26 protein-coding genes are annotated in these 26,527 nt (G+C 64.3%); 17 read left to right on the top strand and 9 right to left on the bottom strand.

The genetic code is table 11. The features are described from left to right. Positions 1 to 283: 283 nt before the first annotated feature. Entirely contained in the window at positions 284 to 1,582 is a 1,299-nt protein-coding gene (gene aceA, locus Q8Q80_RS12655) for an isocitrate lyase (protein ID WP_305633248.1), read from the top strand. Positions 1,583 to 1,672: 90 nt separating this feature from the next. On the opposite strand, the gene Q8Q80_RS12650 is transcribed toward aceA, so the two are convergent. Beyond that, positions 1,673 to 2,623, bottom strand: a complete 951-nt coding sequence (locus Q8Q80_RS12650) for a LysR family transcriptional regulator (protein WP_305633247.1) — start codon at positions 2,621 to 2,623, stop codon at positions 1,673 to 1,675. Between the two features lie 300 nt (positions 2,624 to 2,923). On the opposite strand from Q8Q80_RS12650, the gene aceB reads away from it, so the two are divergent. Beyond that, entirely contained in the window at positions 2,924 to 4,549 is a 1,626-nt protein-coding gene (gene aceB, locus Q8Q80_RS12645; RefSeq protein WP_305633246.1) for a malate synthase A, read from the top strand. A 135-nt stretch (positions 4,550 to 4,684) separates the two neighbouring features. Here aceB and Q8Q80_RS12640 read toward each other — a convergent pair whose 3' ends face one another. The 3 genes from Q8Q80_RS12640 to coaBC all read right to left on the bottom strand — a co-directional run bounded on the left by Q8Q80_RS12640 (position 4,685) and on the right by coaBC (position 6,910). Then, on the bottom strand, positions 4,685 to 5,068 hold the full coding sequence (locus tag Q8Q80_RS12640; RefSeq protein ID WP_305633245.1) for a cytochrome c: 384 nt from the start codon (positions 5,066 to 5,068) through the stop codon (positions 4,685 to 4,687). 182 nt (positions 5,069 to 5,250) lie between these two features. After that, positions 5,251 to 5,700 (bottom strand): dUTP diphosphatase, encoded by a 450-nt coding sequence (gene dut / locus Q8Q80_RS12635; RefSeq protein WP_305633244.1) that lies wholly within the window; start codon positions 5,698 to 5,700, stop codon positions 5,251 to 5,253. A 7-nt stretch (positions 5,701 to 5,707) separates the two neighbouring features. Next, positions 5,708 to 6,910, bottom strand: a complete 1,203-nt coding sequence (coaBC, locus tag Q8Q80_RS12630) for a bifunctional phosphopantothenoylcysteine decarboxylase/phosphopantothenate--cysteine ligase CoaBC (protein WP_305633243.1) — start codon at positions 6,908 to 6,910, stop codon at positions 5,708 to 5,710. A gap of 46 nt (positions 6,911 to 6,956) precedes the next feature. Here coaBC and radC point away from each other — a divergent pair, with 46 nt between their 5' ends. The 3 genes from radC to rpmG all read left to right on the top strand — a co-directional run bounded on the left by radC (position 6,957) and on the right by rpmG (position 8,154). After that, the gene (gene radC, locus Q8Q80_RS12625; protein ID WP_305633242.1) at positions 6,957 to 7,634 is read left to right on the top strand and encodes a DNA repair protein RadC; all 678 of its coding nucleotides are present in this window, start codon (positions 6,957 to 6,959) and stop codon (positions 7,632 to 7,634) included. Between the two features lie 65 nt (positions 7,635 to 7,699). Continuing rightward, entirely contained in the window at positions 7,700 to 7,936 is a 237-nt protein-coding gene (gene rpmB / locus Q8Q80_RS12620) for a 50S ribosomal protein L28 (RefSeq protein WP_069037770.1), read from the top strand. 50 nt (positions 7,937 to 7,986) lie between these two features. Further along, the gene (rpmG, locus tag Q8Q80_RS12615; RefSeq protein ID WP_069037771.1) at positions 7,987 to 8,154 is read left to right on the top strand and encodes a 50S ribosomal protein L33; all 168 of its coding nucleotides are present in this window, start codon (positions 7,987 to 7,989) and stop codon (positions 8,152 to 8,154) included. A 150-nt stretch (positions 8,155 to 8,304) separates the two neighbouring features. On the opposite strand, the gene purM is transcribed toward rpmG, so the two are convergent. Next, positions 8,305 to 9,360 carry a phosphoribosylformylglycinamidine cyclo-ligase gene (gene purM / locus Q8Q80_RS12610; protein ID WP_305633241.1) on the bottom strand — a complete coding sequence of 352 codons (1,056 nt, stop codon included), beginning with the start codon at positions 9,358 to 9,360 and terminating at the stop codon, positions 8,305 to 8,307. Positions 9,361 to 9,545: 185 nt separating this feature from the next. Here purM and Q8Q80_RS12605 point away from each other — a divergent pair, with 185 nt between their 5' ends. From Q8Q80_RS12605 to Q8Q80_RS12590, 4 genes are all read left to right on the top strand, one after another. Continuing rightward, positions 9,546 to 10,631: an AI-2E family transporter gene (locus Q8Q80_RS12605; RefSeq protein WP_305633240.1), complete on the top strand. Its 1,086-nt coding sequence runs from the start codon at positions 9,546 to 9,548 to the stop codon at positions 10,629 to 10,631. Further along, positions 10,631 to 11,320 (top strand): DnaA regulatory inactivator Hda, encoded by a 690-nt coding sequence (hda, locus tag Q8Q80_RS12600; RefSeq protein WP_305633239.1) that lies wholly within the window; start codon positions 10,631 to 10,633, stop codon positions 11,318 to 11,320. Before Q8Q80_RS12605 ends, hda begins: the two co-directional genes overlap by 1 nt. A gap of 15 nt (positions 11,321 to 11,335) precedes the next feature. Then, the gene (locus tag Q8Q80_RS12595) at positions 11,336 to 12,037 is read left to right on the top strand and encodes an HAD family phosphatase (RefSeq protein WP_305633238.1); all 702 of its coding nucleotides are present in this window, start codon (positions 11,336 to 11,338) and stop codon (positions 12,035 to 12,037) included. Between the two features lie 63 nt (positions 12,038 to 12,100). Further along, positions 12,101 to 12,532: a Fur family transcriptional regulator gene (locus Q8Q80_RS12590; RefSeq protein WP_305633237.1), complete on the top strand. Its 432-nt coding sequence runs from the start codon at positions 12,101 to 12,103 to the stop codon at positions 12,530 to 12,532. A gap of 36 nt (positions 12,533 to 12,568) precedes the next feature. On the opposite strand, the gene Q8Q80_RS12585 is transcribed toward Q8Q80_RS12590, so the two are convergent. Next, positions 12,569 to 13,285, bottom strand: a complete 717-nt coding sequence (locus tag Q8Q80_RS12585) for a PEP-CTERM sorting domain-containing protein (RefSeq protein WP_305633236.1) — start codon at positions 13,283 to 13,285, stop codon at positions 12,569 to 12,571. A gap of 144 nt (positions 13,286 to 13,429) precedes the next feature. Here Q8Q80_RS12585 and Q8Q80_RS12580 point away from each other — a divergent pair, with 144 nt between their 5' ends. After that, positions 13,430 to 15,544 carry a TonB-dependent receptor gene (locus Q8Q80_RS12580; RefSeq protein WP_305633235.1) on the top strand — a complete coding sequence of 705 codons (2,115 nt, stop codon included), beginning with the start codon at positions 13,430 to 13,432 and terminating at the stop codon, positions 15,542 to 15,544. A 15-nt stretch (positions 15,545 to 15,559) separates the two neighbouring features. Here the strand turns inward: Q8Q80_RS12580 and Q8Q80_RS12575 are convergent, their stop codons facing one another. Further along, entirely contained in the window at positions 15,560 to 16,405 is an 846-nt protein-coding gene (locus Q8Q80_RS12575) for a PEP-CTERM sorting domain-containing protein (protein ID WP_305633234.1), read from the bottom strand. A 133-nt stretch (positions 16,406 to 16,538) separates the two neighbouring features. On the opposite strand from Q8Q80_RS12575, the gene Q8Q80_RS12570 reads away from it, so the two are divergent. The 3 genes from Q8Q80_RS12570 to Q8Q80_RS12560 all read left to right on the top strand — a co-directional run bounded on the left by Q8Q80_RS12570 (position 16,539) and on the right by Q8Q80_RS12560 (position 19,387). Next, on the top strand, positions 16,539 to 17,378 hold the full coding sequence (locus Q8Q80_RS12570; protein WP_305633232.1) for an all3515 family Zur-repressed PEP-CTERM protein: 840 nt from the start codon (positions 16,539 to 16,541) through the stop codon (positions 17,376 to 17,378). Positions 17,379 to 17,456: 78 nt separating this feature from the next. After that, positions 17,457 to 18,104 (top strand): DUF1826 domain-containing protein, encoded by a 648-nt coding sequence (locus tag Q8Q80_RS12565; protein WP_305633231.1) that lies wholly within the window; start codon positions 17,457 to 17,459, stop codon positions 18,102 to 18,104. An 86-nt stretch (positions 18,105 to 18,190) separates the two neighbouring features. Beyond that, positions 18,191 to 19,387, top strand: coding sequence for a GTP-binding protein (locus Q8Q80_RS12560; RefSeq protein ID WP_305633229.1), 1,197 nt, complete (start codon positions 18,191 to 18,193; stop codon positions 19,385 to 19,387). Positions 19,388 to 19,391: 4 nt separating this feature from the next. Here Q8Q80_RS12560 and Q8Q80_RS12555 read toward each other — a convergent pair whose 3' ends face one another. After that, on the bottom strand, positions 19,392 to 19,631 hold the full coding sequence (locus tag Q8Q80_RS12555) for a hypothetical protein (RefSeq protein ID WP_305633228.1): 240 nt from the start codon (positions 19,629 to 19,631) through the stop codon (positions 19,392 to 19,394). 288 nt (positions 19,632 to 19,919) lie between these two features. On the opposite strand from Q8Q80_RS12555, the gene Q8Q80_RS12550 reads away from it, so the two are divergent. After that, on the top strand, positions 19,920 to 22,070 hold the full coding sequence (locus Q8Q80_RS12550; RefSeq protein WP_305633227.1) for a PAS domain S-box protein: 2,151 nt from the start codon (positions 19,920 to 19,922) through the stop codon (positions 22,068 to 22,070). Positions 22,071 to 22,098: 28 nt separating this feature from the next. Here the strand turns inward: Q8Q80_RS12550 and Q8Q80_RS12545 are convergent, their stop codons facing one another. Next, a complete protein-coding gene (locus tag Q8Q80_RS12545) occupies positions 22,099 to 23,064 on the bottom strand; it encodes a methyltransferase domain-containing protein (protein WP_305633226.1) in 966 nt (321 codons plus the stop codon). Positions 23,065 to 23,564: 500 nt separating this feature from the next. Between Q8Q80_RS12545 and Q8Q80_RS12540 the strand changes: the two genes are divergently transcribed. The 3 genes from Q8Q80_RS12540 (at position 23,565) to Q8Q80_RS12530 (ending at position 26,493) form a co-directional block, all read left to right on the top strand. After that, the gene (locus Q8Q80_RS12540) at positions 23,565 to 24,842 is read left to right on the top strand and encodes a tyrosine-type recombinase/integrase (RefSeq protein WP_305633225.1); all 1,278 of its coding nucleotides are present in this window, start codon (positions 23,565 to 23,567) and stop codon (positions 24,840 to 24,842) included. A gap of 36 nt (positions 24,843 to 24,878) precedes the next feature. Beyond that, on the top strand, positions 24,879 to 25,544 hold the full coding sequence (locus Q8Q80_RS12535; RefSeq protein WP_305633224.1) for a hypothetical protein: 666 nt from the start codon (positions 24,879 to 24,881) through the stop codon (positions 25,542 to 25,544). Positions 25,545 to 25,911: 367 nt separating this feature from the next. Next, positions 25,912 to 26,493 (top strand): recombinase family protein, encoded by a 582-nt coding sequence (locus Q8Q80_RS12530; RefSeq protein WP_305633333.1) that lies wholly within the window; start codon positions 25,912 to 25,914, stop codon positions 26,491 to 26,493. Positions 26,494 to 26,527: the final 34 nt, after the last annotated feature.

The following is a 26,527-nucleotide window of genomic DNA, read 5'->3' as shown; positions in this document are numbered from 1 at the left end:
GACCTCTTGTTGCTTTGCCCAAGGGTCTTTATACTTCGCCTGTCACGATCGTCGCCTGACGCTGCTGTCAGTCGGTTTCCGGACGCCCGGCCTGCATGTCACCACCCATGACGTCATGCCAACGCGGATTTCGTGGTTCGGCCCGCATCAGCACTCGATGGCCGAAAGGATGTCCGGACAACGCAACCGGACAGGGGCGTCAAGCCGCTTCAGATTCAGATGCAGGCCGCTCGGTGCGCATGCACTGAGCGACCGTTTTTTGTTTTTTCTCCGAGGATGCGCAATGAGCACGAAAGATCAGGAAATCGCCAAGATTCAGAAGGACTGGGACGAGAACCCCCGCTGGAAGGGCATCAAGCGCGGCTACACGGCCGCCGACGTCTATCGCCTGCGCGGTTCGTTCCCGGTCGAGTACTCGCTGGCCCGCCGCGGCGCTGAAAAGCTGTGGGATCTGGTCAACAACGAGCCGTTCATCAACTGCCTCGGCGCACTGACCGGCGGTCAGGCCATGCAGCAGGTGAAGGCCGGCGTGAAGGCGATCTATCTGTCGGGCTGGCAAGTTGCCGCGGACAACAATTCGTACGAAGCGATGTACCCCGACCAGTCGCTGTACCCGGTTGATTCGGTGCCGACGGTCGTGAGCCGCATCAACAACAGCTTCAAGCGCGCTGACGAAATCCAGCACGCCAAGGGCATTTACGAAGGCGGCAAGGGCTACATCGACTACTTCGCCCCGATCGTGGCAGACGCGGAAGCCGGTTTCGGCGGCGTGCTCAATGCCCACGAACTGATGAAGGCGATGATCCGCGCCGGCGCCGGCGGCGTGCATTTCGAGGACCAGCTGGCGTCCGTGAAGAAGTGCGGTCACATGGGTGGCAAGGTCCTCGTGCCGACGCAGGAAGCCGTGCAGAAGCTGATCGCTGCCCGTCTGGCCGCCGACGTCTACGGCGTGCCGACCCTGATTCTGGCCCGCACCGATGCGGAAGCCGCTGATCTGCTGACCAGCGACTGCGACGCCAACGACAAGCCCTTCGTCACCGGCGAGCGCACGGCCGAAGGCTTCTACAAGACCAACAAGGGTCTGGATCAGGCGATCTCGCGCGGCCTGGCCTACGCACCGTATGCCGACCTGATCTGGTGCGAAACCGGCACGCCGGACCTGGCATTTGCCAAGGCTTTCGCCGACGCGATCCACGCCAAGTTCCCGGGCAAGCTGCTGGCCTACAACTGCTCGCCGTCGTTCAACTGGAAGAAGAATCTGGACGATGCGACCATCGCCAAGTTCCAGCGCGAACTGGGCGCGATGGGTTACAAGTACCAGTTCATCACGCTCGCCGGCATCCACAACATGTGGTACCACATGTTCGATCTGGCGCAGGACTACGTCGCCCGCGGCATGTCGGCCTACGTCGAGAAGGTGCAGGAGCCGGAATTCGCGGCTCGCGACCGCGGCTACACCTTCGTGTCGCACCAGCAGGAAGTCGGTACCGGTTACTTCGACGACGTGACCACCACGATCCAGGGTGGTGCTTCGTCGGTGACCGCGCTGACCGGTTCGACCGAAGAAGAACAGTTCCACTGAGTTTGCCCCCGCGCAAGCGGAAAGAAGAAGCCGCCGGATGCAGGTCCGGCGGCTTTTTTTTTACGTGCGTTCGCTCAAGTTTGCCCGCGCTTACTCATCGTCACCCGACTGGGGCAACTCAGGGATGTGAGTACCGCCGGATTCCCAGTAAGCCAGATCGCCGTACGTCAGTTTCAGCAGATCCACGAACAGCCGGACGCGCAGCGGCAGATGGCGGCGCTGTGGAAACAGCGCAAAGATGCCCATCGGCGGCGCGGCGAAGTCGTGCAGCACCTCCATCAGCGCGCCCGAGGCCAGGTCCTCGCGCACCTCCCAGTAAGACCGCCAGGCCAGTCCGAGTCCGCTGACCGCCCAATCGCGCAGCACGGCCCCGTCATTGCATTCGACCAGATGCGTGATGCGCAAGGTCAGCGGCTCGCCATGCGCCATGAAATTCCAGCCGCGCGACTGCGCGCGGTTCGGCCCGAGTCCAAGGCAACGGTGCTGCAGAAGGTCGTAGGGATGGCCCGGCTTGCCGAAGCGCTGCAGATATTCCGGGCTCGCGACGACGACGCGCCGCGTCTCGCCCAATTTGATACTGATCATGCTGGAATCCGGAAGACTTCCGATCCGGACTGCGCAGTCCACGTTCTCGTTCACCAGATCGACCATGCGATCGGTCAGGTCGAGCGAAATCTTGACCTCCGGATTGAGGCCCATGAAGCGCTTCACCAGAGGCGCGACATGACGGCGACCGAAGCCGGCTGGTGCGCTGACGCGCAGCAGACCCGTGGCACGCGCCCCACCGGCGCCCACAGCAGCATCGGCGCTGGCCATCTCGTTCAGGATGCGCTGGCAATCTTCGAGGTAGGCCGTGCCTTCATGAGTGAGCGTGAGCTTGCGGGTCGTGCGCAGCATCAATTTCACGCCCAGCCGCTCTTCCAGCGAGTCAATGCGCCTTCCGATCACGGCCGGCTGTACCCCTTCAAGCTTGGCTACTGCCGACAGGCTGCCCTGAGCAGCAACCGAAACGAAGGATTCAATCTCTTTAAAGCGGTCCATTTTGTACTTTTAGTAAAAGATAAATGTACTTAAGCGGAGCTTAACTATTACATAAGGAAAGTCTAGTATTTGTGCAGATGCAGCAATTCACGCCGGGCACAAGCCGGTCTGATGCATCGGACGTTAGACCTCGGTCCTCCCGTCTGCAGATGGCGCAACCCGACTTCTGCGGCACATCCCTCCGGCGACGGCACCACCGCTGACCGGCTGGATGTGAGGGACGGCCACCTCTGGTCCGGAGCACGTAGCACTTCCGCTCACGTCACACCGGCTCGCGAACTGCCATCGGAGCGCACGCTTATGACTATTGCTGAATCGACCCAGAAGCTCGACCGCACAGCGGAACTGCCGGAAGGCGTGATCATCACCGCGCCGGTCAGTGCCGAGTACCGCACCATCCTGACGCACGAAGCCCTTGCGCTGCTCGCCGAGCTCCACCGTCAGTTCGAGCCCCGTCGTCGTGAAGCGCTCGCTGCCCGCGTCAAGCGCGCGGCCGAACTCGACGCCGGCATGCCGATGGACTTCCTGCCCGACACGCTGCACATCCGCGAAGGCAACTGGAAGATCGCACCGCTGCCCCAGGCGCTCCAGCGCCGGCGCATCGAAATCACCGGGCCGACCGAGCGCAAGATGGTTATCAACGCACTGAATGCGGGCGCGGACAGCTACATGAGCGATTTCGAAGATTCGAATTCGCCGTCGTGGGACAACCAGATCACCGGGCAGATCAACCTGCGTGACGCAATCCGCCGCACCATAAGTGTCGAGAAGGACGGTAAGACCTACGCGCTGAACGATGAAGTGGCTGTGCTTCAGGTGCGTCCGCGCGGCTGGCACCTCGACGAGAAGCATGTGCTGATCGATGGTCAGCGCGTGTCCGGCGGCCTGTTCGATTTCACGCTCTACTTCTTCCACAACGCGAAGGAATTGATCGCCCGTGGCGCCGGCCCGTTCTTCTATCTGCCGAAGCTGCAGAGCCATCGCGAAGCCCGGCTGTGGAACGACGTGTTCGTCGCCGCCCAGGACGCCCTCGGCATCCCGCGCGGCACGATCAAGGCCACGGTGCTGATCGAAACGCTGCACGCCGCGTTCGAGATGGATGAAATCCTGTACGAACTGCGCGAACACAGCGCCGGCCTGAACGCAGGCCGCTGGGATTACATCTTTTCGTGCATCAAGGCGATGCGCAACAACCGTGACTTCTGTCTGGCTGACCGCAGCAAGATCCTGATGACCGTGCCGTTCATGCGCGCCTATGCATTGTCGCTGATCAAGACCTGCCACAGGCGCGGTGCCCCGGCGATCGGCGGCATGAGCGCGCTGATTCCGAACAAGAAGGATCCGGAAGCCAACGAAAAGGCGCTTGCCGGCATCCGCGCCGACAAGCATCGCGACGTGACCGACGGTTACGACGGCGGCTGGGTGGCCCACCCGGGTCTGGTCGCACCGGCGCTGGCGGAATTCGTCGCCGTGCTGGGCGACCGGCCGAACCAGTTCGACAAGCAACTGCCGGACGTCAATTACGGTGCGGCGGACCTGCTCGACTTCCGTCCCGAGGGCCCGATCACGGAAACCGGCCTGCGTACGAACATCAACGTCGGCATCCACTATCTGGGCGCCTGGATGGACGGCAACGGCTGCGTGCCCATCCACGGTCTGATGGAAGATGCCGCGACGGCAGAAATCAGCCGGGCACAAGTGTGGTCCTGGATCCGCAGCCCCAAGGGCATTCTGGACGACGGCCGCAAGGTCACGGCAGACATGGTGCGCGCGCTGATCCCGCAGGAACTGGACAAGATCAAGGCGCTGCTTGGCGCCGGCTACAAGGACACCTACATGCGCGCCGCCAACCTGTTCGGCGACATGTGCGTGGCCACGGAACTGGCCGACTTTCTGACGCTGCCGGCTTACGAACGCATGGAGTAAGCCATACCCACCGCAGCATCACTGACGGCACCCCACAAGGGTGCCGTTTTTCCTTTCAGCCCCAGACAGCGGGAGCGGAAACAAAAAGGCCCGGAAACCGGGCCTTTGACATTCCTGAAGTGCGTCTGTGCGCACTTACTCCATCGGGAAAACCTTGCCCGGGGCGATCTTGCCGTCGGAGCGCCCCTTGAGGTAGGCGTACAGGCCGTCAGCCTTTTCGCCCTTCAGAAAAGGGTGCGGAGGCATGCCGCGATCGGCGTGCGAACCTTCAACCACGATCTGGAGAAACTCTTCCTTTGGAACCTTCTTCAGGCTTTCGATCAGCGACGGACCGACCATGCCTTCCTGGTTCGCGCCGTGGCAGCGCTCACACGCCGCGGCACGCCAGGTACGCCAGCCGGTCATCGTCTTGGCGTCAACCTTGTTGCCGTCGGCAACGGTGTAGGGGGCTGCGTCCTGCGCCATGGCTGTAGCCGCCATTGCAGCGAGCACGATGCCTACCAATTGTTTGCGAATCACGATCAACTCTCCTCGAATAATGTGTGATGCTGCAGTTGGGAAAACGAATGTTCGGGTCAAAAGGATTACATGACCTGCGATAAACAAGGGACAAGTATCCGCTTATGGCTTTAACCCATCTAACTCATAATACTATCGCGTGACTCCCGTGAAAAAAAGGGATGGCACAAACTTTCAAATAATCAAAGGCTTCCGGTCGAACCGAAGCCGCCTTCACCGCGTAACGACGCATCGAACGTGTCAACGCGGCGCAGTTGCACCTGCACGACAGGTACAACCACGAGCTGTGCGATGCGTTCCATCGGTTGAAGGACAAACGGCGTGTCACCCCGGTTCCACAGCGACACGAAAATCTGCCCCTGGTAGTCGGAATCGATCAGCCCGACCAGATTGCCCAGCACGATGCCATGCTTGTGACCCAGACCGGAACGCGGCAGCACGATCGCCGCCAGGCCAGGATCGGCCAGATGGATGGCGATGCCGCTCGGCACGAGCAGCGTGTCACCCGGATGGACCGTGGTCGTCGCCTCGATGCAGGCACGCAGGTCGAGGCCGGCCGAGCCGGCCGTCGCATACGCAGGCAGGGCATCGTTCAGACGTGGGTCAAGGATCTTGTAGTCGAGCACGGACATTGCGGTTTCAGCCCTTCAGCAGTCGGGAAATGTGTTCCAGGATGGCGCGCGCCACCGCCGGCTTGGGCGCGCGTTCCAGCGGGTGGCGGCCTTCGTCGTCATACAGCACAACCAGATTGTCTTCGCTGCCGAGGCCGTCCGACACCAGATTGCCGACAACCAGCGGCAGCCGCTTGCTGCGTCGCTTGTCCTGCGCGTAGGTGTCGAGATCGTGGCTTTCCGCGGCGAAGCCGACGCAGAACGGCGCATCGGCGCGCGCCGCCACCTCGGCGAGGATGTCGGGATTGCGCACCAGTTCCAGTGACATCGAATCGGCAGACTTCTTGATCTTGCGTCCACTCGGGCTGGCGGGCCGGTAATCGGCCACCGCAGCCACCGAAACGAAAACGTCCGTACCGGACAGGTTGTTCAGCACCGCGTCGCGCATGTCACAGGCGCTCGCCACGTCGATGCGACGAACACCGCGGGGCAAGGCGAGCGCCGTCGGGCCGCTGACCAGCGTGACACGGGCCCCGGCCCGCACAGCCGCCTGCGCAAGCGCATAACCCATGCGTCCGGAACTCAGATTGGTGATGACACGCACCGGATCGATCGCCTCGGACGTCGGCCCCGCGGTGATCAACACCTGCCTGCCGGCCAGTGACTTCGGCGTGAAATGCGACAGCACGGCGTCCAGCAGATCCGCTGGCTCGACCATGCGCCCGGCACCGATTTCGCCACAGGCCTGCTCGCCGGCCTCCGGGCCCTCCATATATGTACCGTCGCCCACCAGCGTTGCAACATTGCGTCGGGTTGCCGGGTGTTCCCACATCTGGCGGTTCATCGCGGGTGCAACCATCAACGCGCAGCCTTCGTCACGGGCGAGGCACAAGGTGCTCAGCAGATCGTCCGCCCTGCCCTGCGCCAGTCGTGCGATGCAATCGGCCGTCGCGGGCGCAATCAATATGAGCTGCGCGCCGCGCGTCAGATCGATGTGCGCCATGCCGTTGGGCATGCGCGCGTCCCACGGGTCGGACCACACCGCTTGGCCGGTGATGGCCTGGAAGGTGGCCGGCCCGACGAAATGCATCGCGGACCCGGTCATCACGACACGCACCTCCGCGCCAGCTTTCACCAGCAGCCGCGCCAGCTCGGCCGACTTGTAGGCCGCCACACCACCGCTGACACCGAGCACCACGGTACGCCCGGACAGTTCGGAGACGGATTTCATGACGATGTAGTATCCTGATCCGGTTGAACTCAAGGATTGTAACGCGATGGCGATCAAGGACTGGAGCGAAGACCAGCGTCCGCGCGAGCGCCTGCTGGCACACGGCGCGGAATCACTGTCGCCGGCCGAATTGCTGGCCATCTTCCTGCGCGTCGGCGTGACCGGCAAGTCGGCGGTCGATCTGGCGCGCGATCTGCTCGATCACTTCGACAACAGCGTGCTGAAGCTGAGCACCGCTCCGCTCGAAGAGCTGTGCCGCGTCAAGGGCATGGGAACGGCGAAATCGGTACAACTCAAGGCCACGATCGAACTGGCTCGCCGCGCGCTGTCCGAACAGCTGAAAGCTCGCGACGCGCTGGGTTCGCCGGAGGCGGTGCGCAACTGGCTGAAGTTGCGCCTTGGCGGACTCGGCCACGAAGTGTTCATGGTGCTGTTGCTCGATGCACAGAACCGTCTGGTGCAGGCGGTCGAACTGTTCCGCGGCACCCTGACGCAAACCAGCGTGTATCCGCGCGAGGTCGTGAAACTGGCACTGGCGCACAACGCGGCCGGTGTCATCCTTGCGCACAACCACCCGTCCGGCGTTGCCGAACCGTCGCGTGCCGACGACTTTCTTACGCAGTCACTCAAACAGGCGCTGGCGCTCGTAGACGTGCGCGTACTGGACCATGTGATCGTCGGCAGCGGTGCCACCTGCTCGTTCGCCGAGCGGGGCTTGTTGTGAAATACTTGAGCAGGAATTGAACAGTCCGCTATAATCGCGAGCTTTTCCGCTTCTGGAGCCAGAACATGTCCCGCGTTTGCCAAGTTACCGGGAAGTCGCCGATGGTGGGTAACCACGTTTCCCATGCCAACAACAGAACCAAGCGCCGCTTCCTGCCCAATCTCCAGCAACGCCGTTTCTGGCTGGAGTCCGAAGGTCGTTTCGTCAGCCTGCGTGTAAGCACCAAGGGGCTCAGGACGATAGACAAGAAGGGCATTGAAACCGTACTCGCCGAAATCCGCGCACGCGGCGAGAAAATCTAACAACGCATTCAGTTCCGGCCGCGCCGGACTCGACACGAAGGGAATACGTCATGGCCAAGGGCGGACGCGACAAGATCAAGCTGGAATCCACTGCCGGCACCGGTCATTTCTACACGACCACGAAGAACAAGCGCACCAAGCCAGAGAAGATGGAAATCATGAAGTTCGATCCGAAGGCGCGCAAGCACGTGATCTACAAGGAAACCAAGCTGAAGTAAGGCTTGAGTCGGCGCGAGGCTGTGCCAGCCCGCACCACCTTCGAAGCAATAAAAAACCCGCTTGAAGCGGGTTTTTTATTGCTTGCGATTTGCTGGCGGAAATCAGCTACAACGCGATACACCGCCTGCCGAAACCACCGAAGGTATAGATTAGCGCACCACGGTCTGCGCTTCGCCGTCGCCGCAGCGCGCGATGTGGCCGATGCGATACACGGTTTCACCGGCGCCGGACAGCGATGTCGCGGCACGGTCGGCGTCGGCCGCGGCCACGATGACCACCATGCCGATGCCGCAGTTGAACACGCGATACATTTCCTGTTCGGCCACGTTGCCGGCCTCGCGCAGCCAGGCGAACAGCGGCGGCAGCGTCCAGGACGAGGCGTCGATGTGCGCCGACAGCCCGGCCGGCAGCACGCGCGGCACGTTGTCGAGCAGGCCGCCGCCGGTGATGTGCGCCATGCCCTTCACCAGGCCGGGCGCCTCCTTCATCAGCGCCAGCAGCGGCTTCACGTAGATGCGGGTCGGTTCGAGCACGGTATCGCGCAGACTGCGGCCGTGGAAGTCGGCATCCAGATCCGGTGCGTCGCGCTCGAGAATCTTGCGCAGCAGCGAATAGCCATTCGAGTGCGCGCCGCTGGAGGCCAGCCCGAGCACCACGTCGCCCTCGGCAATGGTTTCGCCGGTGATCAGCGCCGACTTTTCGGCGATGCCGACGGCGAAACCCGCCAGATCGTATTCGCCGGCCGGGTACATGCCCGGCATTTCGGCGGTTTCGCCGCCGATCAACGCACAACCAGCCAGTTCGCAGCCGCGGGCGATGCCGCCGACGACGCGCGCCGCGGTATCGACATCAAGCTTGCCGCAGGCGAAATAGTCGAGGAAGAACACCGGTTCGGCACCCTGCACCAGAATGTCGTTCACGCTCATTGCCACCAGGTCCTGGCCCACCGTGTCGTGACCGTCGAGCTGGAACGCAAGCCTGAGCTTGGTACCGACGCCATCGGTGCCGGACACCAGCACCGGTTCCTTGTAGCTCTTCGACACTTCGAACAGCGCACCGAAGCCGCCGATGCCGCCCAGCACCTCGGGTCGCATCGTGCGTTTCGCCAGCGGCTTGATGCGTTCGACCAGTGCATCACCGGCGTCGATATCCACACCGGCGGCGGCGTAGCTCAGAGGGGGGCGTGAATCCTTGGAAGCGGTCATGACATGCGGGGCGCACAGCGCCGGAAAAGATGAGGACGGGACGGGACGTAAAGCGAAACTTGCTACACTCGTGGCCGATTTCGTCGCGAATCGAAAGTTGTATCGTAAGTTTTTTCGACAGCGTTCGTTTTGCGTCGGCGCACGCTCTTCAAGGGTGCGCATTCTACCCCTGACCGCACCACCTCATGACCTCTCCTGGCATCGACCGCAAACAAACCCTGCTGTGGGCCGGCGTGGGCCTCGCCATCCTTGCACTGCTGTGGCTGCTCGGCCCGGTCCTGTCGCCCTTCATGCTGGGTCTGGTGCTGGCCTATATCTTCGAACCGCTGGTCGAGCGGCTGTGCCGGCGCGGCGTGCCGCGCACGCTGGCCGTGGTACTGGTCATCCTGTTGGTGATCGGTCTGGTGATCGGCCTCATCCTCATCCTGATACCGGTCATCCAGCAGGAAGTGCGCATGCTGATCGAGCGCCTGCCCTCCTACCTGACGGCCGCGCATGACCAGCTGGTGCCGTGGGTGAAAGAGCATCTGGGCATCACGCTGCGGTTCGACGTGGCCAGCCTGCGCGGCTTCATCACGAAGAACTGGACGAGCGCGCAGGACTTCGCGATGGTGGCGCTGGAATACGTCACCAGTCAGGGCGCAGTCATCGTCGGCGTACTCGCCAACGTGCTGCTGACACCAGTCGTCATGTTCTACCTGATGCGCGACTGGTACAGCCTGCGCGAACGAGTCAGCAGCTTCATCCCGCGGCCGTGGCTCGATCGCACGCTGAGAATGGCCGACGAAATCGACGTCGTGCTGGCCGAATTCCTGCGCGGTCAGCTGTCGGTGATGGCCGCGCTGGCCGCCTTTTATTGCGTCGGTCTGTGGCTGGCCGGCGTCGACTACGCGCTGCCGCTCGGGCTGCTGTCCGGCCTGCTCGGCTTCATTCCCTATGTCGGTTTCTCGGCCGGATTGCTGCTGTCGCTGATGGTGGCCGCATTGCAGTTCCAGGGCTGGCCGCCGGTGATCGGCGTGGCCATCGTGTACGGCGTCGGCCAGGTGCTGGAAAGCTTCCTGCTGACGCCCTGGCTGGTCGGCGAACGCATCGGCCTGCATCCGCTGGCCGTCATCTTCGCACTGATGGCCTTCGGCCAGCTGTTCGGTTTCGTCGGCGTGCTGGTGGCGCTGCCGGCATCGGCCGCGCTGCTGGTCGGGCTGCGCGAGGTGCGCCGGCACTATCTGGCCAGCCAGCTTTACCAGGGCGACTCGCCGAAAATCATCGAGTGATGCGCCAGCTTCTGCTCGATATCCGCCCGATTGCCGCGCCCAGCCTGAACAACTTCGTTGCCGGGGCCAATCGCGAACTGCTGGCCCGGCTGCGCAGCACGGCCGCCGGCGAACCCGGACCGTCCATCTATCTGTGGGGCGAATCCGGCAGCGGCCGCACCCACCTGCTGCGCGCGCTGGCGGCCGAAGCCACGGAACGCGGTCTGTACCTCGACGCTGACCAGGTGAACAACACGGCGGCCGACACGCTGATTGCCGCGCTGCAGGCGACCTGCGCTGGAGTGTGGCTGTTCGACGACATCCGGCTGCTCGAGCCGGACGCGCAGGGCGCGCTGTTCCGTGCGATCAATCTGGCCGCCACGCGCGGCATCACCGTGGTGGCCGCAGCCGACAGCGCGCCGCGCGAATTGCCGCTGCGCGAAGACCTGCGCACGCGTATCGGCCAGATGCTGGCCTTCCGCATCCAGCCGCTGCAGGATGAGGAGCGCCTGGAACTGCTGCAGGCGCATGCCGCGGCACGCGGCATGAAAGTCGATGTCGACGTATTCGATTACCTGATGCGCCACGGCCGACGCGACATCCGCTCGCTGCTGGGCATCCTCGACCTGCTGGACGAACATTCGCTGACCCGCCAGCGGCCGGTGACCTTGCCGCTGCTGCGCGAAATCATGCAGACCCGACTTCTCTGAACTGGACTTACGACGATGGAACTGGTGCTTTTCGACCTCGACAACACGCTGCTCGCCGGAGATTCCGATTTCGAGTGGGCGCAATTCCTGATCTCCAGAGGCGTGCTCGACCGCGAACTGTATGAAGCGCGCAATGCCACCTTCTTCGAGCAGTACAAGGCCGGCACGCTGGACATTCACGAATTCCTGAACTTCCAGCTGGCCCCGCTGGCGCGCCACCGGCGTGAGGAACTCGATGCCTGGCACGCGGAATTCATGGTGCAGCAGATTCGTCCGCGCCTGACCGACGGCGCCCGCGCCCTGGTCAATGGGCATCTCGAAACCGGTGCGCTGTGCGCCATCGTCACCGCGACCAACAGCTTCATCACCGGGCCGATCGCGCGCGAACTCGACATTCCGCATCTGATCGCCACGGTGCCGGCGCAGGTGAATGGCGAATTCACGGGTCAGCCGCGCGGCACGCCGGCCTTTCGCGAAGGCAAGGTCGAACGCGTCGAGCGCTGGCTCGAAGAACTGGGTCTCTACATGGGCAGTTTCCGCCGCACCTCTTTCTACAGCGATTCGCTGAACGACCTGCCTCTGCTGAGCCGGGTCAGCCACCCGGTTGCGGTCGATCCGGATCCGACACTGGACGCCCACGCGCGCTCGAAAGGCTGGCCGATCATGCATCTGCACACTGCGGGCGCCACCGACGGCAGTACCGAGAACGATCACTGAGCGATCACCGCGCGACTGTTTGCGCCGTCGCTATACTGCAGCAGCCACGACCGGAAAATTGCCATGGAACGCAATACGCGCCAGCGCAGCGCCATACTGGGATCGATCGAAACCGCCGCCCGGCCGCTGTCGCCGGCGGAAATCCACGCGCTGGCACGGACCGACATTCCTGCACTCGGGCTGGCGACCGTCTATCGCAACATCCGCATGCTGATCGACGATGGCCGGCTCCGTGAAGTCGATCTGCCCGGCGAGCCGCCGCGCTATGAACTTGCCAATCTGGGTCATCACCACCACTTCAAGTGTCGTCAGTGCGATCGCGTGTTCGACATCGTGGAATGTGCCACCGACTGGAGCCGGCTCGCCCCGGCCGGCTTTTCGGTCGAAGCACATGACGTGACGCTGTTCGGCCGCTGCGACCAGTGCAGCGGTGAACAAAAAGAGGGTGATGCCGTGCCCGCGCACGTGCATCACCCCGGTCATACGCACGACTGACGGGCCGGCACACGCCGCCCCGCCCGGCGCGCAGGATCAGCTCTGCCGGCGGCGGCGCATCACGCCGATCAGTCCCAGGCCGGCGGCCAGCATCGCCCAGGTGCCAGGTTCCGGCACCGGTGCCAGCAGCGTCCCCACCGCACCTTCGAACACCTCTTCATCCAGACCGCTGTTGAACGCCAGGTAGAACGGCGTCGAGAAGCCCGCAGCGTCCGGGGCGCCGATTTCCAGCGTGATCAGATAGGCGGCTGCCGTGGCGGCGCCGTCACCCGAAATCGTGAAATCGATGTGGGTGTGGATGTCGCCTGCACCCGATACCAGAGCGATCGCACCGACCGGATCGGTCACGCCGGTCGAGCTGAACAGCGTGTTCATGCCCAGCACATCGAGAATGCCCAGCGTCACGCCGGATGCGGCGGTCGACCACGCAGAACCATCCCACGCCTGCAGCACGCCGAGGCCACGGTAGCGAATGATGGCGCCGACCGGCAGGGCATCCTCTTCCGAAACGAAGCCCGGGTCGTCGGTGGAGAACAGGCCGCCGGCGAAGTCGCGGAAATCGCCTTCATACAGCACGTAACCATTGGCGGCGCGCTCGGCCAGGCCTTCCGGATCGACGACGATGACACCGCCGGACGTGCCCAGTTCGACATCACCGGCGTGAAGATGCTGCGCCTGTGCGACACCGGCGGTCAGGAAGATCGCCGCGGACAAGCCGACGGCACGAAACAGGGGGGCGAACGGCAGAGACATGATTAAAACTCCCGGCAGGAATGAAAGGAAAGGGGTGCAAGCGCGGACGGGGACGGCGATCGATTACAGTCCGCATTCGCCCTTTGTTGATACCGCGTTATTATTATCATACTTTCGTCGCCGCGCATCCCCTTCCGGTCCACCATGTTCCGAAACCCCGTTCCATCGCGCAGCGTGCGTCTGCGCTGGTTGCTGTTCGCCCACCTCCCTCTGGTCTGCCTGCCCAGCCCGCAGGCCACCGCCCAGGTCGAACTGCCGGACGTGAAAATCGAGGCCGAGCGTTTGCCCGATATCCCGACCGAACCGACTGGCCGCGCCAGCACGCTGCGCGGTGAAGCGCTGCGCGACCGCAAGGCGGGCACGCTGGGCGAAACGCTGAGCGAAGAAGCCGGCGTGCATAACGCATCCTTCGGCACCGGCGTCGGCCTGCCGGTGATCCGCGGATTGGGCGGCGCACGGGTGAAGGTGCTGAACAACGGCGGCGGCACGCATGACGCCACCACCTTCAGTCCTGACCACGCATCGACCGCCGATGCGACGCTGGCCGAAAGCATCCGCATCCTGCGTGGCCCGGCCACCATCCGGTATGGCGGCGGTGCCATCGGCGGCGTGGTTGACGTCAGCGACGAACGCATTCCGACCCGGGTGCCGGCCCGTCCGATCAACGGCACGCTCGACACGAGCTTCAACCGCAATGGCGCCGAGCGCGTGCATGCGCTGCGGCTCGACGGCGGAAATTCGCTGTTTGCGCTGCACGGCAGCGCGCTCAGCCGCGACCGCGGCGACAGCCGCATCGCCGGCTGCGCCATCGACGACGCCGCGGTCGAACAGCAGTTCGGGCTGATCAATACGCGCAACAGCTGCGGCCGGCTCTACAACAGCGACGCGCAGTCGGCGTCCGGCACGCTGGGCGGCAGCGTGTTCATCGGCAATGCGCTGTTCGGCGCCGCCGTGAACAACGCGTCGAACGAGTACGGCATTCCGCCGGCGCCCGGGCACAGCCACGGCGGCGACGACCGGGTACGCATCCGCATGGACAACCGACGCGTGGACACGCGCGCCGAGTGGCTGGGCGAAGGCTGGCTGCAGGCGTTGCGCTACACCGGCGGCCACATCGACTACCGGCACGATGAAGTCGACGACGGCGTGGTGGCGACGACCTTCCGCAACAAGGCGATCGAACAACGAGTGGAGCTGGAGCATGCCTTCGGCAGACATCTGAGCGGCACGCTCGGCGTGCATCACCTGCGGCGCGATTTTTCGGCGCTCGGCGAAGAAGCGTTCATCCCGCAGACCGGGCTGCGCAGTTCGGCGGTCTATGCGGTGCAGCGGCTCAAGTGGTCGGACTGGACGCTCGATCTGGGCTGGCGCGGCGAAGTTACCCGCGTGCAGGCCGGCGATCGCGAGCTCGCCGGCGGCTTCGCGGTGAGCTTTCCAGCGCGCCGCTTCAACACGCAGAGCTCGTCGGCTGCGCTGAGCTGGCAACTGAGCGAACCGATGTCGCTGACGCTGACCGGCTCGAATGCGCGGCGCGCGCCCGACATCCACGAGCTGTATTCGCTCGGGCCGCATTTCGCGACCCGCACCTACGACATCGGCGACCCGGACCTGAAGCCCGAAACCGCGCGCTCGATCGAGCTGGGCGGGCGGTACGAATCGGATCGGCTCAGGCTGTCGGCAAACCTGTTCGCCAACGACATCGACGACTACATGTTCCAGCGCACGCTGCCGGTGTTCTACGACACCGACGAGGAGCAGTTCCGCTTCGCCTGCGTGCGGCTGGAGGAATGCCTGACGGTCGTGCAGTACACGCAAAGCCGCGCGCGCTTTCGCGGCTTCGAAGCGGAAGCCGCGCTCAAGTGGACAGCCACGAAACTGGGCGACATCGAGTGGTCGGTGTTTGGCGACCGCACACGCGGGCGGCTGACCGAACTGAACGAGGATGTGCCACGCCTGCCGGCGTTCCGCGTGGGCAGCCAGCTCGCGTTGCGCCAGGGCGCCTGGTCCGGCCGCGTGCGGGTGACCCACCACGCGGCGCAGGACCGCCCGGGCGCCAACGAAACCGCAACCGACGCCTATACGCTGGTCAGCGCCAATCTGAACCACGTCCGCCCGCTCGGCGACGGCCGCACGCTGACGCTGTTCGCGCGCGGCCGCAATCTGCTCGACCGCGAAGCGCGCAACGCCACGTCCTTCCTGCGCAGCTTTTCGCCCGAACCCGGGCGCAGCGTCGAAGTCGGGCTCAGCGTGACCTTCTGAGCCCGACGCCGACGCTCAACCCCGGGCGCGGCGCGCCGCTGCGGCACACAGGCACAGCCCGGCCAGCATCGCCATCCAGGCGGCCGGTTCGGGTACCGGCGCCAGCGCCCGCGCGAAGAAGGCAGTTTCGTACTGCGCCGCGCTCAGCCCGTAGTTGAACACCACGTTAAAAGGATCGGAATCGACATACAGGCCGCGACCGCCCACCGACGCATCGTCGGTCAGCTGCAGCGTCACCATGTAGGCCCCGCTCGCCGCCGCACCTTCGATATACCAGTCGAGATGGGCGTGGAAGGCGCCATTGCTGCCGGCGTCATCGATGGTGGCGGTCACCGGGCCGGTGATGCCGCTGCCGGTAAACAGCGTGCCGGCGGAATAGAGGTTGAACGCAGCCGCCGCACCCGGTGGTGCGAATCGCGGATTGATGAGCGACTGGATGTAGGCATTGGCTACCGCCGGCGGCACGGCACCGAACAGGCGCACCCCGACGCCGCTGTCGGCCGTCGTCCAGGCACCTGACGACGGCGTCCATTGCTGCAGCGTACCCAGCGCGCGGAAGCCGATGTAGTCACGCGCACCGGCGCTGCCGGACAGCGCGCCCGCAAAGGCCTGGAAACCCGGATCGTCGGTGCTTCTCGGCCCGCCCTCGAAATCGCCGAAATCGCCCGGAAACAGTGCATGGCCGGTCAGGTGATCAAAGGGCTGGGTGTCGAAGGGCAGATCGCCGAAGGCGCCGGTGATCAGCTTGCTGCCGGCCACCGGGCCGTTGTCGAGGCTGATCGACACATCGAAATGGATGGCGTGGGCCGACACGGCATGCAGCATCAGCAAGCCGACAGCAAGGCGGGGCAGGACGGACATGGGGGAACTCCGATCAGGATGATGACTGATGATAACGCATTGCTATTTACAACAGTGCGCAAGCGGCTTATCTTGATAATACGTTCTCGTTAGTGAGTACGCATCCCCACCCCACCCCTGAAGGAGCTGTTTCATGATCAGATCAAGTCTGCTGGTGCTGGCCGGCGTGCTGTCGCTGGGTGCGCAGGCCAGCGAGCCGCTGCGCGGCGACGAAGGCATCGGTTATTACGTTGCCGTGGATTCTCTGGCGACCATCGCGTCCGGCACCTATGCCGGACAGGCCAATCCGAATTACGGACGCCTGACCGTGCTGTTCGACCACGGCAATCACTTCCACGGCATCGGCACCTACAGCTACACCGGCCCGGGCAGCGCGCCCGTGGTCAATGGCACCAACGCCAACAACCGCATCCCGGAAACCTACACGCTGGCCGCCCCCCTGCCCCTGACTCCGGGCAGCGGCAGCGATGCCGGTCTGCTGGTCAGCAGCGTGTTGCCCGAAGCCGCCCTGCAGCATGAATACAGCTATCTCGGCCTGTCATCGATCCAGTCGCTGGCCGGCAATCCGGCCGGCAGCGAACGTGATGTGCTGTTCAACAGCAGCAGCGGCCGCTGGAACGGCACGCTCGACAACGTGAGCGTTGCGCTCAAGCTCGAATCGATCACGCCGGGCCTGAAAGTGGCCGCCAACGGCGACGCCGACCTGTTCGACACCGGCAACCTCTATCTGCTCGGCGCCGGCAACAGCTTCGACTTCCTGCCGGTGTTCTGGACCGCCGCCGACGCCGCCCCCGGCACCTACAGCGCACAGTTTTCGCTGGTCAACCTGGGCAGCAATCTGGCCGTGCGCGACAGCGGCACGTTCCATTTCGACTTTGCCGTCGCGGCACCGGTGCCCGAACCCGGCACCTGGGCCATGCTGCTCGGCGGCCTGTTCATGATCGGTCTGACCGCCGCTCGCCGCGCCCGCTGAACCCGGCCGGGCAGGTCAGCCCGCTGAACCTGCCCGCACGCGGTACCCGAACAACACCCCTTTGCCTGCACGCCCACCATGAACCAACGTGTGTACATCCCCGTCACGCCGCCCTGTCCGGTCACGCGCGACGTCAGCGAACCGGCGGATCTGGCGCTCGTGCTCGATCCGGACTGCAATCTGGTCCGTCTTGCCCGGCCGGTGCCGGCCGGGCTGACCGACTATCTGCAGGCGGCATACGCAGCAGGCGCACTGGGTAGCGGCCTGCGTGCCGAACTCGAGCCCGGCGAAACCCTGGCCGCCGACACCCTGCCCGATCTGCCGGGACGCGACGCCCTGCGCGAAGAGGTGCGACAGCTCGCATCACTGCTGGCCGATCTCACCGATTGCCCGAAAGTGGCCGTTCGCATCGAAGTACTCGAACGCGCCATGTGCCCGCGCCTGCATGTCGATCACGTGGGTCTGCGCCTGCTGTGCAGCTGGATCGGGCCGGCCACCGAATGGCTGGCCGATGCCGACGCCGACCGCAGCCGGCTCGGCACCGATGCCGTGATGCCGGATCCGTCGGCGCTGCGCCGTGCCGACGCCGGCAACATCCTCGTCCTGAAGGGCGAAGGCTGGCCGGGCAATGCCGGCCATGGCGTGATCCACCGGTCGCCGGCGCTGACACCGGCGCAACCGCTGCGTATCATCGCGGCGCTCGACGCGCTCTTCCCCGTGCCCTGACATCGCCCGCGGTCTGCCCGACAGACGCCGGACGATGTCCGGATGGGTCAGGGGCCGTCACCCGACCCACTGCCCGGACGACCGACATGCCCGCCATCCTTCCCGTCACCCTGCTGTCCGGACTGCCCGGCGCAGGCAAAACCACCCTGCTCAGGCAGCTTCGCGCACCGTCCGACGGGCGGCGCATCGGCCTCATCGTCAACGAACTGCGCAGCGTGGATATCGACGCGGCAACCGGCGCGGCACCGGACGACGTACTTGTCTGCCTGTCGCCGCAAGACATGCAGGCCGCTGCAGCGCACTTCGCGCAAGCCGGCTTCGACGCGCTGGTCGTCGAACCTTCGGGTTTTTCCGAACCGACCGGCATGGTCGAAACCTTCCGTGCCGGACTGGGCGAGCACGCCCGCTTCGACACGCTGGTCACGGTGATCGACGCATGGAATTTCTACCGCGACTATTTCAGCCGCGACACCGTCGCGCAACGGGTCGCCGCCCAGGGCGCCCCTGCGGGCAACGATCAGCGCACGGTGATCGACGTACTGCTCGACCAGGTGGAATTCGCCGACGTGATCGTGTTGAACAAGTGCGATCTGGTGAATGACCAGCAACGCGGCATCCTGCTGGGCATGCTGCGCGCACTCAATCCGCGGGCGGAACTGATCGAGGCCACTCACGGCCGGGTAAGCGCGGCGAGCGTGCTCGGCACCGGACGTTTCGACCCCGACGCCACGGCCCGTGCCGCCGGCTGGACGCAGCTGATGCGCGGCACACCCGTTCCCGAAACACCGGCCTTCGGCATCCGCAGCTTCACCTGGCAGGCGCGCCGGCCCTTTCATCCGATGCGCTTTGCGCAGCTGATCCACGAAAAGTGGCGCGGCGTGCTGCGCAGCAAGGGCTATTTCTGGCTCGCCAGCCGGAACGGTCACATCGGCGAGTGGGAACAGGGTGGCGCGATCAGCCGCCTGCGCTCGGGCGGGCACTGGTGGTGTTTCACGCGCGAAGAGGAGTGGCCGAAGGACGCGGGTCACCTCGCCCACATCCGCTCACGCTGGGACGAAACCTGGGGCGATCGCCGGCAGGATCTCGTGTTCATCGGCATGGGCATGGATGAGGCCGCACTCAAGCGCCGCTTCGAAGAATGCCTGCTGACCGACGAAGAGATGGGTTTTGGCGAAGACGCCTGGGCCAATCTGACCGATCCGCTGCCGGCGTGGCACGAGGATCACGATGAAGGCGGGCACGGCGACCAACCGGGCGACGCCTCCGGGCCAGATCGCCACTGACGGGTCAGCCCCCCGGCACGCCGGTACGATTGACCTGGCTGTAGAAAATCTTCTGGTTGTGCAGGCTGCCGAGCAACTCGTTCAAATCGCGTATCTGGTCATCGTTGGCGCGGCTTTCTTCAGTGCTGGCGTCAGCGCTGGCCAGCACGACATGCGCCAGGTTGCCGATCCGCTCGCGCACTGCCTCTTCGATGAGATCGATCTGTTGAATCGTCAGCTGGAACGACTTCTGGTGTTTCGACATGGTTCGACTCCCGGGAATTTCGCAATGCGGCAAGCGTAGCGCGAATCGCCCATGCGTGTGTTCCGTGCGGGACGCAGCAGCGCGTGATTGCCATCAGATCCGCTTGCCGACGCGCCCGATCGGCTGCCCGGCCCTTGTGTTCGTAACGGATACGGATGCACCATGGCATTGCATCGTGGCGCCGTATCGGTAGATGCACAGGCCCGGTACGCATGCCACCTGACACATGCGGTGTCCGCCGGAGCTTGCGCGCGGCCGCCGCACGACGACCAGAGGACACCGGACGCCGTGGCTACGAAGCTTCACGAAGGCACAGCAGACAACACCCCGGTCGGCTTGGACGATCAGGATCCGGACGGCTTGCTCTTCCGTACCCTGCTCGACAAGATGCCCGACGGCGTGTTCGTCGCGCAGGACTACCGCTTCGTCTTTGCCAACGCCGCCCTGCCCCGCATGCTGGGCTATACGCACGACGAATTCGTCGGTCTGCCCTTCGCGGCAGTGATCCCGCCCGAAATGCTCGAACTCTGGAACGAACGCTTCCGCGCCCGCATCGGCGAAGGCGAGGAGCCGCCGAACACCTACGAGTTCCGCTTCCTGTACAAGAGCGGCCAGCGAACGTTGCCGATCGAACTGACTGCCAACCGCCTGATGTTCGGCGGTCAGCGCAGCGTACTGGGCATCGTGCGCGACATTTCAAGCCGCAAGCGCACCCAGGAGGCCCTGCGCGAAAGCGAAGACCGCTTTCGCGGCAGTTTCGAACAGGCTGCTGTCGGCATGGCGATGGTGGATCTGGACGGCCGCTTTCTCAGCGTGAATCCGAAGCTGTGCAACATCCTCGACTATCCGGCCACCGCGCTGCACGAACTCACTTTCCAGCAGATCACGCATCCGGACGACCTCGACGCCGATGTCGAGCTGATGAATGGCGTGCTGCGCGGCGACCATGCCACCTACACGATGGAAAAGCGCTACCTGCGCGGCGACGGCAGCGTGCGCTGGGCAAGGCTGACCGTATCGCTGATGCGCGAGGCCGATGACACGCCCTCGCACTTCATCGCCGTGATCGAGGACATCCACGATCAACGCATGGCGCAGGCGGCGCTGGCCGACAGCGAATTGCGCCATCGCCTGCTGATGCACAACCTGCACGCCGGACTGCTGATCTGCGCGCCCGACGCCCGCATCACCTACGGCAATCCGGAAGTCTCGCGCATGCTGCGCGCCGACCCCAAGGCGCTGATCGGCAAGTCTGTCCCGGAACTGGGCTGCACCTTCCGCGACGAGCACGGCAACCCGCTGTCACTGGAAAACGACCTGATCCAGCGCGTGCGACATTCCGGCCGCGAACTGACCGATCTGGTGATGAGCATCCATCGTTCGGTCGACGTCCCGCCTGTCTGGGCGCTGGTACATGCCTATCCCGAGTTCGACACCTCACGCCGCTTCTCGCGCATCGTGCTGATGTTCATCGACATCACCGATCGCAAGCGGCTGGAAGCCGAATTGCTGGCCGACCGGCAGATGAAGGCGGCTGCACTCGATGCCATGACCTCGCATGTCGCGGTACTCGACCGGCAGGGCGTCATCGTCGAAACCAATGCCAGCTGGGGGCGCTTTGCCGAGCGGGGCGGTTACGGCGGCGGCACGTCGTTCAACGGCGTGAACTACCTCGACGTGCTGGCGCACGTGACCGGGCCGGACGAGGCATTTGCCAAAGCCGCGGGCGAAGGCATCAAAGCCGTCATGGCCGGGCGCAGTCCGCTGTTCCAGATGGACTACCCCTGTCATTGCCCGAGCGAGCGGCAGTGGTTTGCCATGAAGGTGACCCCGATGGACGCGCAGCGCGAGCGCGTGCTGGTCAGCCACGAAAACATCACCAGCATCAAACTGGCCGAAGAAGCGATCCGCATTCTGGCTAACACCGATGCGCTGACCGGCCTCGCGAACCGGCGGCATTTTCTCGAAATCGCGGAAGAGGAATTTGCGCGTGCGCAGCGCTACAACACGCCACTCGCGGTGCTGATGGCCGATCTCGACTTCTTCAAGGCGATCAATGACCGCTACGGTCACGCTGGCGGCGACACCGTACTGCGACACTTCGCGATCACCTTGTCCAGCCTGCTGCGCGATTCCGATTCGGCCGGGCGCGTGGGCGGCGAAGAGTTTGCAGTACTGCTGCCGCACACCTCGCTTGATGGCGCACAGGCGTTCGCCGAACGGCTGATGGAATGCATCGCGACGACGCCGCCGGATATCGACGGCACCCTCGCGCCCTACACGCTGAGCATCGGCATCAGCGAAATCGGCGCCAACAGCAAGGATTTTTCAGCCCTTCTGCGATGCGCCGACGATGCGCTGTACCGCGCCAAGCACAATGGACGCAACCGCTGCGAAATACTGATCGCGCAGGACAACGGCCGGCCGGCCGGCGGCTGAGCCGCGACCGCCCCGGAACAGCCGTCGCTCACGCCACCTGCAGGGCCGCGCGGCAAGCCACCGTGGCGCGCAGCGTGCGCGCCAGCGACTGCAGCGAGCCGCCCGCCTGATAACTGAAGCTCACATCGAGCGCCTCGCCCGCCTTCAGGCTGATCGGCGCATCGAGCGGCAGCACGAGGTAGTCATTCAGCCAGTCCACCGTGTCGCCTTCAGCGGCGCGGATCGCCAGAATGTTCTTGGTGACGAAGCGCAATGCATTCACCGTGCCCTCCTGCTCCATGGTGAAGCAGCCGGCCCAGCGGATGTCCGGCGACACGCTGTCGTCGAAGTCGAGCACGCTGTAGACCTGCGGTGCGGCCAGTTCCAGCGACCCCTCATGCACCGCGCCCACGCGCTGGAACTGCATGATCGGCGCCTGGAAACCGAAAAAATCATAGGTCTGCTGCAGCGGCTGCACCGCCATCACGGCTGCGGTCGGAATGAATACCGGCAGGCGGTCGCCGAAACGGGCGCGGTAGCGTGCCTTGAAGGCATTGATCACCTCGACCTGTTTCTCGCGCAGCATGCCGACGTGGATCATTTCGCAGATCACGACATCGACCGGCTCCGGCGGCAGGTACTCGAAGGCGTCGCCATGTACCACTTCGACCTTGTGTCCGTTGGCGTTATGCGCCAGCAGTCGGCGCGCCTCGGTCACCATGTCCGGGTTGTATTCCACACACCACACCTTGCTCGCGTGTGCCGCGGCGAAGCACGACAGCACGCCGGTGCCGCCACCCAGTTCGAGCACGCGCGCCCCCGGGAACACCACGTGGTCGATGGCCGCCTTGAAATTGGCCATCCGGTTGGCGTCCATCAACATGTTGTGGTGGTAATGCAGCGGAATGAACTGGCCCAGGTAATGCGGCTCGGCAATCTCCTCGCGCAGCACGGCCTCTGACGAGGAATCGGCCTGCGGGCGCAGGAATCGGACTGCAGGTTCCATCAAAGACATGTCGAGCCCCTTCACGAAATCGTTGGTTCGGCCTGGATCGGCGCTCCTTTGCCGGTCGAAGCAGCCGTCGGATCAGGTTTGCCGGCAACATCTGCCGGAAACTGGCCGCCGGTGACCGGAGCGCCGCCACCGGTGGCCGTTTGCGGCCGGTGACGGACTCTCCTTTGCAGCAACCGTGCCAGCTGCGTTTGCCGCACCGGCATCGCAAGCTTGATGCGAGGATCGAACAGCGATGGCCAGCCGAGCGCGCAAGGAGTGCAGCTTGATTCGGGGAAAAGCGTCGGGGAAAGGGCTTCAGGGATACTGCAGGGACAACAAAAAAGCGCCCCGCAGGGCGCTTGAATGCTTGATGTCTGGCGGAGAGGGTGGGAAATTCCGCCAGATTGACCTGAAACGACCTATGTACCGTATTCAAAGGTTTTCCGGTCTGTTTGATGTGGTGAAGGCATGTGGTGAAGCTGATACAGTGTGCCCCTCATTCCTTCCACGGGCGGCCCAGATTGGCGAGCTACATTGAGAAGCGCGGAAACCTCTGGTACGCAACCCTCCACATACCCGCCAAGCATCGGGGGCAACTCGGACGGGTGAAGTTCATCCAGTCGCTCCACACAGCGAACAAGCGGGAGGCCGAAGACCTCGCACGGCCCCTCATTGCGGGCTGGAAGGCCCAGATACGGCAGGCAGGCGGGCAACCCAACGCGGTGTTGCAAGAGGCACAACGCTGGCGCGAGGCTATCCGATCCCTCCCCGATGGGGGCGATCAACGGGAGGCGGTGGAGGGCCTTCTAGCCGACCGCGCGGAAGGGCTGGAGGACGCGGGCTTGCCTGAGGCAGAGGCCGTAATGTTTGCCCGTGTAGCACTGGGAGTGGTTACCCCCTCCCTTCCAGTTTATGAGGCGTGGTCCGCAGCCCTTGATGGGTCGGGACTTGGGAAGAAGAACATCGACCAGCAGCGCAAGGACGTTGCCCGGATGGTGCAGCAGTTCGCTACCGTGGAAGAGATCAGCCCGAAGGCCGTGAAGGGGTGGATGCGACTCCTCGCAGATGAGGGCGCGACCTTGAGCAGCCGGAAACGCATCCTGTACTCCTGCCGGAGCTTCTGGAACACGGTTTGTCATGATGAGCAGGGTGGAGCGGATGAACGTGCATTCCATGTCCCCGCTGGCCCTCAAGGGCACGTCCAGAAGAAGGCGGGCAGGCCGGACAAGCGGGCGCATTTCGAGCCCTTGGAGGTGGTCACACTGTGGCAGCGTGCCGCGACCGTCGGAGACAACAAGCTGGCCGACCTCATCGCCCTTGCTGCCTACACCGGGGCGCGCATCGAGGAGCTTTGCTCAATGAAGGTTTCGGACGTGACCACAAAGGCGTTTCGGATCGAGGAGGCTAAGACCAAAGCCGGAGTCCGGGAGGTGCCCATCCATGCGTCCATAGCGGGACTTGTGAAGCGACTGAAGACCACGGCCGACGATGAATACCTCCTTTCCGGCCTCAGCTTCAATAAGTACGGCGACCGCTCGAACGCCATCGGGAAGCGGTTCGGGCGCCTGAAGACCACAGCAGGGTTTCCCGCAACACGGGTTTTCCATTCCATCCGCAAGACCGTCGCCACTCAGCTTGAAAACGCGGGGGTAGCGGAGGGCATCGCGGCCGACATCCTTGGGCACGAGAAGAAGACCATGTCATACGGCCTGTACTCCGGTGGTAACTCGCTGGAGAACAAGGTGGAAGCCCTAGCGAAGGTCTCCTATCCGTTTCCGGATGGCGGCGGGCCCACATGATGCTAATCTCATGGCTGACGATGCCAAGGGGCTAGCATGGAAAACTCCGAGAAGGGGCCGAGCGCGGGGGAGCTGGTCACGCTGCTTGTGGTAGCGGCTGCGGGCGGGGGTGTCGCTGCTGCCTTTTGGAATTCCTCGCACAAGATGTGGGCAGTGGTTGGCGGACTGGCTGCGGTGGGCGGTGGCTTCTGGCTGTGCATTGCAGTGGTCAAACACTTGGCCTATGAACTGACGCCAGCGGCGAGCCGGCGTGCTCAGATTGTCGTGTCAGGCTTGGCGCTCGGGATACCGGCTCTTCTACTGCTGGACGCCGACACGGCGCGGCTTGCTGCCTGGGAACGCCACGGCTACCCCTTCCCCGGAGGACTGGCGGCGCTTTCCGTCGTCGGGGGAATCTTTGCCCTCTCTTTTGGGGCACAAGTCGAGAGGAAGCGCCGGAGCCCGTGGGCGCTGCTTTTCGTGGCGGCCGCTGGACTCGCGCTGTTTGCGGCCATCTTCTCTGAGGGTACCCACCAGAAGGAACTGAAAAAATTCGATCAGGATATCCGGGTGGCCCTCAGCGTGTCCCGTGAGAGCGCCCTTGAATATGCTGACTTGAAGGCGCAGGCCGTTGCCGGATACACGCCCCGGTCTGTGGTGTTCCTCCTCTGCGCGGGTGCGGCGTATCTGGGGCTGTTCTTGGGGATGCGGCCTAAGAGCTAGCGCGGGGAAAATTTCCCGGAGTTTTCCGAAGGCCCTATCCCCTCCCCTCGCCCTACGCGGTTCCCCCCTCACGGGCACCACTTCCCGGCCCCATCCCGGCATCTACCCAGTACCGGCCCACATGCGCCCCGCTTGGGCCCCGGAAGCATCGTCTGCGACTTCCTTAAGCGGACTGGCGAGGCATTAGGGCCCGCTGGGCATGTGTCAGGCTGGGCTACACCCTAACCCTGTGTCAGGCTGGCCCCGGTAAGGTGTCAATATAGGGCCGATTTGTGTATTACTTGACATTCGGCACGGAGGGTCTTAGAGTCCGGCTTGACAGTTTCGTCGGACAAAGGAGCGCGCCATGACCATCACCACCAAGACCATCACGGGACAGCGTATCGGGTACCGGCGCGTCTCCACCCTTGACCAGAGCACAGACCGCCAGCTTGACGGCGTGCCCTTGGATACCGTGTTCGAGGACAAGGCCAGCGGGAAGGATGCCAAGCGCCCACAGCTTCAGGCGGCACTCAAGCATGCCCGGGCGGGGGATGTGTTCATCTGCCACAGCATGGACAGGCTAGCCCGCAACCTTGACGATCTGCGGCGCATCGTGGATGACCTGACCGGGCGGGGTGTCGCTGTCCAGTTCGTGAAGGAAGGAATGAACTTCACCGGGAAGGATGACCCCATGGCGCGCCTCATGCTGTCCGTCATGGGTGCCTTCGCGGAGTTCGAGCGGGAACTGATCCGGGAGCGCCAGCGGGAGGGCATCACACTAGCCAAAGCGAAGGGCGTCTATAAGGGCCGCAAGCCTGCCCTTACTGGGGAGCGCCTAGAGGCCCTACGCGCGCGCCTGAGCGGCCCCGAAAGGGTCAATATGTCCGCCTTGGCGCAGGAGTTCGGCGTGAGCCGGGAGACGATCTACCAGTACAAGCGGGGGCTGACCCATGGGGGGCAGGCGTGAGGCCGGGACGCACCTATCCATCATGGAGGGGGGG

The organism is Methyloversatilis sp., assembly GCF_030698125.1.
Lineage (GTDB): Bacteria > Pseudomonadota > Gammaproteobacteria > Burkholderiales > Rhodocyclaceae > Methyloversatilis.
The sequence above is the reverse complement of the archived record's forward strand: the minus strand, read 5'-3'. Positions and strand labels throughout refer to the sequence as shown.